Raw genomic sequence first — 11,141 nt, 5'->3', positions numbered from 1 at the left:
GATCGGCGGACGGAGATTGCCGGCCGGGTAGGGCCAAGCAGAAGGTGGCAATCGCCTGATTTCACCGGGTCTAAAATTATACGGCATCAGGCTGCTTTGGTTTTAAGCAAAAGCGGCCGTCCTCCTCACGGCAGGCCTACTTGCAACACATCGGCTTCCTCCGCTCCCATTTCGAAAAATTACACTCCTGAAAATCTTACTCAAAACGTTAAATTTTCCGCCAAAGTTGCCTGGAAAATACTTTGTCTGGCTTGTGGAAAAATTTCCACATTATTTGTCACGGATCAGTCATTTTTTTATGAATTGAATGGCAATAGCTGCAAAGGAAAATAAATCTGATTTCAGTTGATGCAGAGTGAGAGGTGTAATGCTCAAAATAAAATTTGGCAAAAAGCTATTTTAATTATTGTAAAAATCAATTAAATCAAAAGCATCAATAGTTGTCTTGCGGAATTGAACTGACCCATAATATTGGTTCTTGGAAATTAAATTCTCACCAAAAGCCACCAATATGTCACATTTTCCCCCTGTCCTTTCCGGCATCGCGCTACACCAACATGGGCGCCAGCCATGAAAAACCATCTGCTTGCAGCATTGTTTGTGGTGCTGGGCCTGTCCGCCTGCGGCGGCGGTGGCGGGGGCGGGGGCGACACTGTCGTGGCGACCAGCTCGGGTGCGCCCAACCTGACGCCTGCCGTGGCGGCCGTCTCGGCGGAGAATGTCGCCGTGGGGGGCACTCTGGTGGTCACGGGCACGAATCTGAGCCGCGTGAAGGCTTTCCAGGTGGGCGGCGTGACGCTGGCCACCAGCGCCGCCAGCGATACCAGTGTGACCCTGGGCATGCCGGGCGTGCCCGTATCGGGCGCCTTGAGCCTGGTCGGCGCCAGCGGCACGGCAGCCAGCAGTTATAACGTCAATGTGTACCTGCCATTGAGCGTGGCCAGTGTCGCGCCATTGACGGGCGGCGCAGGTTCCAGCGTGACGATCGCGGGCAGTGGCATGGGTGCCGTGACGGCGGTGCAGTTTGGCAATGACAAGACAGCGACGCCGCAAAGCCAGACGGCCGGCAGCGTGACCGTGCTGGTGCCCCAGGGCGCGGTTACGGGAGCGCTGACGGTGCGCGGTCGGTATAACGAAGTCATCAGCAATGATACTTACAAGGTCTTGCCCAGCGTGGAAGTGACGTCGATCACATCGGTCGTCAACGGCGCGACCTTGTCGGTGAAGGTGCAGGGCAGCAATCTTGACCAGGTCAGCGCGGCTGCGGTGGGCAATACGCCAGCCGCCATCGTCAGCGCCAGTGCCAGCCAACTGGTATTGTCTGCACCAGGCTCGGCAACGGGCAATGTAATGCTGTCGGCCGCTGCGCGCATTGCCGTGAACGCGGGCACGGTGTCGGCTTTTACCCTGGGCAGCATTGATTTTGCGCAAGTGCTGAATTTGAACGCCAGCAATACTGCCTTGCGTCTGACGTACGGCAAGCCGGCCGCCGTACGCGTGTCCGTGCTGGCATCGCAAGCTGGCCAGGCCAGCCCCGCCGTGACCTTGAACGCGACCGCCGCCAATGGCAGCAACCTGGGCAGCATCAGCATGAGCGGCCCATCGGTCTTGCCGACGACGAAAAGCGATGACAGTTTCAATGGCAATTTCAGTGCCGTCCTGCCTGCAGGCTGGATCTTGCCCGGCGTGCGCGTGCGCGTGACGGCGGTGGGCAATGACGGCGTGCAAGTAAGCCAGGAAGCGGCACCGGCGGTGGCCAGCCTGGCCAAGATTCGCCTGGTACTCGTGCCCTTGAGTACCGATGATGGCGTGGCGCAATTGCCTGACGCCGAGGTGATCCGTGCCGCGCTGCTGCGCGTGTATCCATATGCGACGGAAAACATCAGCATCACCACGCGTGCTTCGCTGAGCATGCCTGGCAGCAGCACAGCCGACAGCTGGTGGAACAACGCCCTGGCAACGCTGGACGGCAAGCGGGTGCAGGAAGACAGCGGCGCCTATTATTATGGTTTCGTGCCGAAAATGTCTTCCACGCGCGCCGCCGGCCTGGCCTACATCAACCAGCGCAGCAGCGGCAACGACTTCACCTCGGCCATCGGCCTGGACGCCAGGTTCAATAGCATCGCCTCGGTCGATCCATTCGGCAATAAATGGCCTGAATGGCTGACCACGCTCGTGCATGAGCTGGGCCACAATCACTCGCTGCAGCACGTTGCCTGCGGCGGCCCGGCCGGCGCCGCTGCCGATTACCCGTATGCGAATGGCGATCTGGGCCCGCAACCGCTGTATAACAGTGACTATGCGGGCAGCATTGGCCAGCTGAGCAAGGCTGCTTATGGCGGCACGCCGATGAAGGATGTGATGAGCTATTGCAGCGGCGCCTGGTTCTCCGATTACAGCTATGCGCGGGTGCAGCAATTCCTGGAAAAACGCGGCACGCAGGTGACGGGCAGCAATGTGCTGGCCGCCAGCATGTCCGTGGCCGAGAATGGTTATCTGACCATTTCCGGTCGCATCACGCCGACCGGCGTGGCCTTGCGCCCAGCCGTTGCCTCGTCCACGCGTGTGGGCGCAGCGGCCAGCGGCAGCGGCCAGGCGTACACCCTGCGGGTCCTTACGGCGTCTGGAGCGACTATCGACTTGCCCTTTGATGCCGTCACCGTGGCTGACCATGGCGGCAGCGCCATGAGCCACTTCCGCGTCAGCTTCGCCAACCCGGGAGAAATCAGCGACGTGCAGGTGCTGGCAAATGGCAAGGCCTTGGCCAAGCTGGAGCGCCCGGTGCGCCGCAGCAAGGCCGCCAACGATGGCAGCTTTGAGGTAAAGCAAAGCGGCGGCAAGCTGGTGCTGACCTGGAATGCCCAGGCGGAACCATACGCCGCCGTGCTGCACGTAGCCGCAGATGGCCGCAAGACAGTCGTCGCCAGTGACTTGACTGGCGGAAATGCCAGCGTTGACGTGAGCGCCTTGCCGGCCGGTGGCCGCTTCGAGGTCAGCCTGTCGTCTTCCCTGGGCGCACGCCTGATGAAAGTGGCGCGCCGCTAAGCACGGGGGGCGGATGCAAAAAGGGCTTGCCGCGGCAAGCCCTTTTTTTATGTACGCAGGCATTGGTGCACAAACTGCACAGATCCTGTGCCTGGCGGAGGCTGCCATTTTTCATCCCGCCTGCCTAGAATGGGTCTTCATCCACTTGCGGAGCGTCCCATGCCCATCCTGAACCTGCGTTTGTCCACCGCGCCCGATGCGCGCCAGTCGGCCGCCATCGCCGCCACCCTGAGCGCCCTGACGGCGCGGCTGCTGCACAAGGCGCCCGAATTGACGTCGGTGGCGATCAGCCATGTCGATGCGGCGCACTGGTTTGTCGGCGGGCCCTCGCTGCAAGCCCAGGGCAAGGCCAGTTTTTTTCTCGATATCCTGATCAGCGATGAAACGAACACGGCAGCGGAAAAAGCCGCCTATATCGCCGCCGTGTTCGCCGCCATGCAGGAGTGTCTCGGCGCCTTGCATGACGTCAGCTACATCCACGTGCATGATGCGCGTCAGGCGGCCTGGGGCTATGGCGGCTTGACGCAGCAGTTTCGCGCCGTGCGCAAGGTGCTGCAGCAGTCGTGATCAATCCCAGTGGTGATCTTGATAGTGTTGCACGGCAAAGTCGACGAAGACCCTGACCTTCGGCGACAGCTGGCGGCTGTGGGGATATAGTGCGTACAAGGTGCGTCGGCGCAAGGTGTAGCCGGGTAATATCTCGACCAGCTGGCCGCTGTGCAGCGCGTCGCGCACGATGAAGGCGGGCGCGCCGGCAATCCCCATGCCGCCCACGGCGGCCTCGCGCAGGGCGACACTGGTATTGGCTTGCAGGCTGCCGCGCACGGCCACCTTGTGCGTGGCGCCGTCACTATCCGTGAACGACCACTCCGCCGGCTTGTCGCCCGATGTGTACATCAAGCAATTGTGCTGCGTCAGGTCTTGTGGCGTGGCCGGATGGCCATGGCGGGCCAGGTAGGCGGGCGAAGCGATGGCCAGTGTGCGGCTGCTGGCCAGCTGGCGCACCACCAGGGTGGAATCGGGCAAGTCGCGCGCCAGTCGCAGCGCCACGTCAAAGCCATCGTCGATCAGGTCGACGATGCGGTCATTACAGACGAGGTCGATGCGGATGTGCGGGTATTGGCGGCTGAAGCCGGGCAGCCAGGCGGCCAGTTCCAGGGTGCCGAAAGCCATCGGCGCATTGATGCGCAGGCTGCCAGACGGCTGTGCCTGGTGCATGGCGACGGCGCTGTCGGCCGCATCGAGCGCGTCGAGAATGTCGCGGCTGGCCAGATAGTATTCCTGGCCCGCAGCCGTCAGGGCGAAGCGGCGCGTCGTGCGATTGAGCAACTGGGCGCCCAGCTGGCTTTCCAGCTGGCGGATCTGGCGCGAAACGATGGAGTGGGAAATGCCCAGCGCGGCGCCAGCGGCCGTGAAACTGCCAAGTTCCACGACGCGGCGCAGGGCGCGCAGGGCGGTCAGCTGGTCCATGGGGCGCTTGCCGCCGGGCTAGTTGGGGCGTGAATTAAACGAAACGTTTGCCTTCCAGCGGGAAGCCCTTGATGAACTCCGAAGCGGGCAGGCGCTTGCCGCCCGGTTTTTGCAGCTCCGTCAGGCGCAGGGAACCATTGCCGCAGGCCACGACGATGCCGTGCTGGGCGTCGGCCGCCAGCACCTGGCCTGGCGCTTCCTTGCTGTCCGCTTCAATGACCTCGGCGGACCAGATCTTGATGGTCACGCCATCGACCTGGCCGCAGGCACCGGGGAACGGATTGAAGGCGCGGATTTTCAGGCCCAGTTCCAGCGCAGGCTGGCTGAAATCGAGCGCGGCTTCTTCCTTGGCGATCTTTGCCGCGTAGGTGACGCCCGCTTCCGGTTGCGGCACGGCTTCGAGCGGCTGCTGTTGCATCTTGCGCAGGGTCTCGACGATCATCTTGCCGCCCAGCGTGGCCAGCTTGTCGTGCAGGCTGGCGGTGGAATCGCCCGCTTCGATGGGCGTGCGCTCGATGGCCAGCATGGGGCCCGTATCGAGGCCTTCTTCCATTTGCATGATGGTCACGCCCGTTTCATCGTCACCGGCCTCGATGGCGCGGTGAATCGGCGCCGCACCGCGCCAGCGCGGCAGCAATGAACCATGGATATTGATGCAAGGTTTGATGTCGAGCGTGCTACGCGGCAAGATCAAGCCGTAGGCCGCCACCACCATCACGTCGTAATCGGTGGCCAGCAGGCGCTCGTGGGTTGCCTTTGCCTCGGCGGCGCGCTGCGGGTCCTTGCTGTCCATGCGCAAGGACAATGGCTGCAGCACGTCGATGCCATGCTGCTGCGCGTACTGTTTGACGGCCGAGGCATGCAGTTGCATGCCGCGTCCGGCAGGGCGGTCGGGCTGGGTCAGTACCAGCGGAATCTCAAAACCCGCTTCGTGCAAGTCTTTCAGGGCCGTGGCGGCGAATTCAGGCGTGCCTGCGAAGATCACTTTCATATGGTTCCTTGACGTGAGGTGCGCAGGCCCGCGCCGGAGGCGCCAGGCTGGCGTGGTGTAGCGACTACTGTTGTTGCTTAGTCTATCAGCAGTACTGAAATACTGGCTTAGAAACGGCGATTCTGTGCGCGCAAGCTCGCTTCGCGCTCGAGACCACGGATTTCCTTGACCATCTTGGTCTTGATGCGGTTGCGCTTGAGCGGCGACAGGTATTCGACGAATACCTTGCCCAGCAGATGATCCATCTCATGCTGGATACAGACGGCCAGCAAGCCATCGGCTTCCAGCTCGAACTGCTTGCCGTGACGGTCCAGGGAGCGCACCTTGATGCGGGCCGGGCGCTCGACGCCATCGTAGACGCCAGGCACGGACAAACAGCCTTCGTCGTAGACCTGCTTTTCTTCGCTGGCCCAGGTGATTTCCGGGTTGATGAACACTTGCAGCTGGTTTTTCTCTTCGGTGGTGTCGATCACCATCATCTGGATATGCGCGTCCACTTGTGACGCGGCAAGGCCGACGCCAGGGGCGTCGTACATGGTTTCGGCCATGTCGTCGATCAGGGTTTGCAGGGGCTCGCCAAATTCGGTGACGGGCTTGGCGATCGTGTGCAGGCGAGGATCGGGGTAACGCAGGATATTTAATATGGACATACGGATTCGACTGGTTAAGGTGGGCGCCGATGCGCCGGATTATTCATGCCTGGGCCATGCGGACGATGGCAGGGCTATTTTATTTGAGTACGCTACGGTTGGGCGCGTAAGGCGCAACGACGCGGCAGATGCGTTTGCCAGTGCGCTATTCGTTTGCTGCAAAGAGAAATTTTATCACAGACGCCCATGGCCCTGTTGACGGCGGGCCGTTTGGCACCGCCATTGCACGCATCCTTGCGCGCGTCGGTATCGCGTGCGCGCCATGGCGCTAGCATGGGATGGCACAGTACACAGTGAGGTTGTCATGCATGCACTTGCAACGACGGCAGACACGGCCACGGAATTGGCGGGCTGGCTGCGCCTGCAGCATCTGCCCGGCGTGGGGCCGGTGGCGGCGCGCGCCTTGCTGGCCCGCTTCGGCTTGCCGCCGCAAATCTTCGCTGCTCCGTTCGAGGCCTTGCGCGAGGTGGTGCCGGCCAGCGTGGCGCACGCCATCGTGCAACCGCCCAAGCCGGTGGCCAACAGCCAGCTGGCACTCACCCTGCAGTGGTTGCAGCGGCCCGGCAATGCCGTGCTGACCCTGGCCGATGCCGCTTACCCGCCCCTGCTGCTGGAAATCGCCGATCCGCCGCTGCTGTTATATGTGAGGGGGCGGGTGGAACTGCTGTCGCGTTCCGGCGTGGCCATTATCGGCAGCCGCAATGCCAGCGCGCAGGGCATGCAGAATGCGGCCGCCTTTGCCCACGCCCTCAGCACGGCGGGCTTGACCATTATTTCCGGGCTGGCGCTGGGCATCGACACGCACGCGCACGAGGGCGGCTTGCGCGGCACGGGGGCCACCGTGGCCGTGATCGGCACGGGTGCCGATCTGGTGTATCCGCGACGCAACTTTGATCTGGCGCAAAGAATTGCCGAGCGGGGTTGCATCGTCAGTGAATACGCGCTGGGCTTGCCGGCCATGCCGGGGAACTTTCCGCGCCGCAATCGGCTGATCAGCGGCCTGGCGCGCGGCGTGCTGGTGATCGAGGCGGCGGCGCAATCGGGTTCCCTGATCACGGCGCGCCTGGCCGGCGAGCAGGGGCGCGATGTGTATGCCTTGCCTGGCTCTATCCATGCCACCCTGGCCAAGGGGTGTCATGCGCTCATCAAGCAGGGCGCCAAGCTGGTCGAGTCGGCCGATGACGTGTTGCAGGAATTGTCCTGGCTGGGGAAGCCGGCGGACATTCCGGCGGCGCAGGATGCGGCGCCCGTGGACACGCCGCTGCTGGCCGCACTGGGCCACGATCCCCTCGATGCCGATACCCTGGCTGCGCGCAGCGGCCTGGCCATGGGCGTGCTGATGGGGGAGTTGCTGGCGCTGGAGCTGGCGGGCCTGGTCGAGCGCTTGCCGGGAGGACTGTTTCAACGCTGCAAATGACAGCTTGTCACTTGTGTGGCAGCCTTGCCGCACGGGCGCGCTTTGTCGGCGCACACCCTTGTGTCGCAGCGAACTTAGCTGATAGAGTAGAGCCATGTTCGATATCCTGGTGTACCTCTACGAGACTTACTATCGCCCCGACGCCTGCCCCGAGCCGGCAGTCCTGGCGCGCAAACTGTCGGCCGTCGGTTTCGACGACGTGGAGATTTCCGAAGCGCTGGTCTGGCTGACGGACTTGAACGCCATGGCCGGTGTCGAGCAAACTTTGACGGCCAGTTCCACGGGCACGCGCTTCTATGTCAAGCAGGAAAGCGACGTGCTGGGTACGCCCGCCGTCGGTTTCATCCAGTTTCTGGAAAGCGCCAAAGTGCTCTCGCCGCTGCAGCGCGAAATCGTCATCGAACGGGCGCTGGCCCTCGACGAGGCGCCCGTGTCACTGGGCAAGCTGAAAGTCATCGTGCTGATGCTGCTGTGGAGCCAGGGCAAGGAACCGGATGCACTGATGTTCGACGACTTATTTGTCGACGACGAAGATCTACCGCCGCGCCTGCTCCACTAGTATATATAACCGCCCCTGGGCGCACCTGGCGCTGCTGCTGCGCCATCTTCCTTGCCATATGCTGCGGCACCGCGCCCGCTAGCCCATTGTGTTTGCGCCTGCGCATTCTTGCTTGCAGATAACTTGCCGAATTCTTCAATAGGCGCTTATCATTGGCCGCTTGACAAGACCATAAGTCACAGGGCCTTGCGCAGACAAAAGCGTCGGCGCCTGGCAATGCACTGTATGATGCGCATGCTGAAACTATCCTAGAGCATTTTTCGAGACTAAAAAATATGACAAAAACCCTCATCATCGCCGAGAAGCCTTCTGTCGCGAACGATATCGCGAAGACGCTTGGCGGCTTCACCAAGCACGATGAGTACTTTGAATCGGATGAATACGTCCTGTCGTCGGCGGTTGGCCACTTGCTGGAGATCGCCGTACCGGAAGAATTCGACGTGAAGCGCGGTAAATGGAGTTTCGCGCACTTGCCGATGATTCCACCGTATTTCGCGCTGAACCCGATCGCCAAGACGGAAGCGCGCCTCAAAGTATTAAACAAGCTGATCAAACGTAAAGACGTCACCACCCTCATCAACGCATGCGATGCGGGGCGTGAAGGCGAGCTGATTTTCCGCCTGATCGCGCAAAACGCCAAGGCCAAGCAACCGGTCAAGCGCCTGTGGCTGCAGTCGATGACGCCGGGCGCCATCCGCGACGGTTTTTCGCATCTGCGCAGCGACGAAGAAATGCTGCCGCTGGCGGACGCGGCCCGCTGCCGTTCGGAAGCTGATTGGTTGATCGGTATCAATGGCACGCGCGCCATGACGGCGTTTAATTCGAAAGAAGGCGGCTTCTACCTGACCACCGTGGGCCGCGTGCAGACGCCAACGCTGTCGATCGTCGTTGAACGTGAAGACAAGATCAAGAAATTCGTGCCGCGCGACTTCTGGGAAGTGCGCGCCGAATTCGTCTGTGCGGCCGGCATCTATGAAGGCCGCTGGCTCGACACGAAGTTCAAGAAGGACGAGAACGATCCAGAGAAGCGCGCCGAGCGCCTGTGGAGCAAGACGGCTGCCGATTCGATCGCCACCGCCTGCCGTGGCCGCCAAGGCATCGTCACGGAAGAATCGAAACCGACCACCTCGATGGCGCCGGGCCTGTTCGACCTGACCAGCTTGCAGCGCGAAGCGAACTCGCGTTTCGGCTTCTCGGCCAAGAACACCCTGGGCCTGGCCCAGGCGCTGTATGAAAAGCACAAGGTGCTGACGTATCCGCGTACCGATTCGCGCCACCTGCCGGAAGACTACATGCCGACCGTGCTGCAGGCGCTGGAAACGGTCAAGGAAAACAGCAACTACCACCAGTTCGCCAAGCAGATCATCGACAAGGGCTGGGTCAAGCCGAACAAGCGCATCTTCGACAACACCAAGATCTCGGATCACTTCGCGATCATCCCGACGACGATCGCGCCGAAGAACCTGTCCGAGCCGGAACAAAAATTGTACGACCTGGTCACGCGCCGCTTCATGGCCGTGTTCTTCCCGCCTGCGGAATTCCAGGTCACCACGCGCTACACGGAAGTGTCGGGCCATCAGTTCAAGACTGAAGGCAAGGTCATGACCAATCCGGGCTGGCTGGCTATCTACGGCAAGGAAGCGTCGACGGATGCCGACAAGGAAAGCAATGGCAACGGCAACCTGGTGCCTGTGGCCAAGGGCGAGAAAGTACAGACGGAAAGCGTCAGTGCCAACGGCCTGGTAACCAAACCGCCAGCGCGCTTCACGGAGGCGACCTTGCTGTCGGCCATGGAAGGCGCCGGCAAGCTGATCGACGACGACGAGCTGCGCGATGCGATGGCTGGCAAGGGTCTTGGCACGCCAGCGACGCGCGCGGCCACCATCGAGGGCTTGCTGACGGAACGCTACCTGATCCGCGAAGGCCGCGAACTGATCCCGACGGCCAAGGCGTCGCAGCTGATGACGTTGCTCAAAGGCCTGGGCGTCAATGAATTGACGGCGCCAGAGTTGACGGGCGAGTGGGAATACAAGCTGTCGCAGATGGAAAAAGGCAAGATTTCGCGCGAGGAATTCATGCGTGAAATCGCGCAGATGACGCAAATCATCGTCAAGCGCGCCAAGGAATACGACAACGACACGATTCCCGGCGATTACGCGACTTTGGTAACGCCCTGCCCGAATTGCAGCGGCGTAGTGAAGGAAAACTACCGTCGTTTCGCCTGCACCAAGTGCGAATTCTCGATGAGCAAGACGCCGGGTTCGCGCCAGTTCGAAATCGCCGAAGTGGAACAATTGCTGAAGGACCGCACCATCGGCCCGCTGCAAGGTTTCCGCTCGAAGATGGGCCGTCCGTTCGCCGCCATCCTGCGCATCGTGCGCGATGAAGAGATCAAGAATTCCAAGCTGGAATTCGATTTCGGCCAGAACGACGAAAGCGAAGATGGCGAAGGCGTCGATTTCACGGGCCAGACGCCCGTGGGATCTTGCCCCAAGTGCAACGCCGGCGTGTATGAAATGGGCCTGGCCTATGTGTGCGAACACAGCATGGCCAAGCCGAAGACATGCGACTTCCGCAGCGGCCGCATCATCTTGCAGCAGGAAATCTTGCCGGAACAAATGGCGAAACTGCTCAACGATGGCAAGACGGACTTGCTGCCGGGCTTTGTTTCCCAGCGTACGCGTCGCCCGTTCAAGGCTTTCCTCGTGCGCGGCAAGGATGGCAAGGTGAGCTTCGAGTTTGAAGAACGCAAGGCCAAGCCGGGTGCCAAGCCAAAGGCGGCAGCGACCGAGGTGGAAGGCGAAGAGGGCGCGGCGCCAGTGAAGAAAACGGCGGTCAAGAAAGCGGCCGTGAAGAAAGCGCCGGCGAAGAAGGCTGCGGCTGTGAAAAAGCCGGCGGCCAGGAAGGCGCCGGCGAAGAAGGCAGCGGCAGCGGAGTAATCCGGTGCCAGCCAGACAAAAGCCAGGGATCGCTCCCTGGCTTTTTTACGTCCCGATGCTGCCTGGTGCC

At 61.6% G+C, this 11,141-nt stretch carries 8 protein-coding genes; 5 read left to right on the top strand and 3 right to left on the bottom strand.

The features are described 5' to 3' along the window. The first annotated feature begins 570 nt into the window (after positions 1-570). Both ACQ4WN_RS19190 and ACQ4WN_RS19185 read left to right on the top strand, forming a co-directional pair. Positions 571-3,045, top strand: a complete 2,475-nt coding sequence (locus ACQ4WN_RS19190; RefSeq protein ID WP_436552954.1) for an autotransporter outer membrane beta-barrel domain-containing protein — start codon at positions 571-573, stop codon at positions 3,043-3,045. Positions 3,046-3,204: 159 nt separating this feature from the next. After that, positions 3,205-3,612: a tautomerase family protein gene (locus ACQ4WN_RS19185; protein WP_436552953.1), complete on the top strand. Its 408-nt coding sequence runs from the start codon at positions 3,205-3,207 to the stop codon at positions 3,610-3,612. On the opposite strand, the gene ACQ4WN_RS19180 is transcribed toward ACQ4WN_RS19185, so the two are convergent. The 3 genes from ACQ4WN_RS19180 to def form a co-directional block, all read right to left on the bottom strand. Next, positions 3,613-4,515 carry a LysR family transcriptional regulator gene (locus ACQ4WN_RS19180; RefSeq protein WP_436552952.1) on the bottom strand — a complete coding sequence of 301 codons (903 nt, stop codon included), beginning with the start codon at positions 4,513-4,515 and terminating at the stop codon, positions 3,613-3,615. It abuts the gene before it with no gap. A 34-nt stretch (positions 4,516-4,549) separates the two neighbouring features. Further along, positions 4,550-5,506 (bottom strand): methionyl-tRNA formyltransferase, encoded by a 957-nt coding sequence (fmt, locus tag ACQ4WN_RS19175; protein WP_436552951.1) that lies wholly within the window; start codon positions 5,504-5,506, stop codon positions 4,550-4,552. Between the two features lie 107 nt (positions 5,507-5,613). Continuing rightward, positions 5,614-6,156 (bottom strand): peptide deformylase, encoded by a 543-nt coding sequence (gene def, locus ACQ4WN_RS19170; RefSeq protein ID WP_436552950.1) that lies wholly within the window; start codon positions 6,154-6,156, stop codon positions 5,614-5,616. A 304-nt stretch (positions 6,157-6,460) separates the two neighbouring features. Between def and dprA the strand changes: the two genes are divergently transcribed. The 3 genes from dprA (at position 6,461) to ACQ4WN_RS19155 (ending at position 11,071) form a co-directional block, all read left to right on the top strand. Then, entirely contained in the window at positions 6,461-7,573 is a 1,113-nt protein-coding gene (dprA, locus tag ACQ4WN_RS19165; protein ID WP_436552949.1) for a DNA-processing protein DprA, read from the top strand. A 94-nt stretch (positions 7,574-7,667) separates the two neighbouring features. Continuing rightward, positions 7,668-8,132: a Smg family protein gene (locus ACQ4WN_RS19160; RefSeq protein ID WP_436552948.1), complete on the top strand. Its 465-nt coding sequence runs from the start codon at positions 7,668-7,670 to the stop codon at positions 8,130-8,132. 275 nt (positions 8,133-8,407) lie between these two features. Next, a complete protein-coding gene (locus ACQ4WN_RS19155; protein ID WP_436552947.1) occupies positions 8,408-11,071 on the top strand; it encodes a DNA topoisomerase III in 2,664 nt (887 codons plus the stop codon). Positions 11,072-11,141: the final 70 nt, after the last annotated feature.

Origin of the sequence: Janthinobacterium pasteuri (assembly GCF_051380775.1) — a bacterium.
Taxonomy (GTDB): domain Bacteria; phylum Pseudomonadota; class Gammaproteobacteria; order Burkholderiales; family Burkholderiaceae_D; genus Janthinobacterium.
The sequence above is the reverse complement of the archived record's forward strand: the minus strand, read 5'-3'. Positions and strand labels throughout refer to the sequence as shown.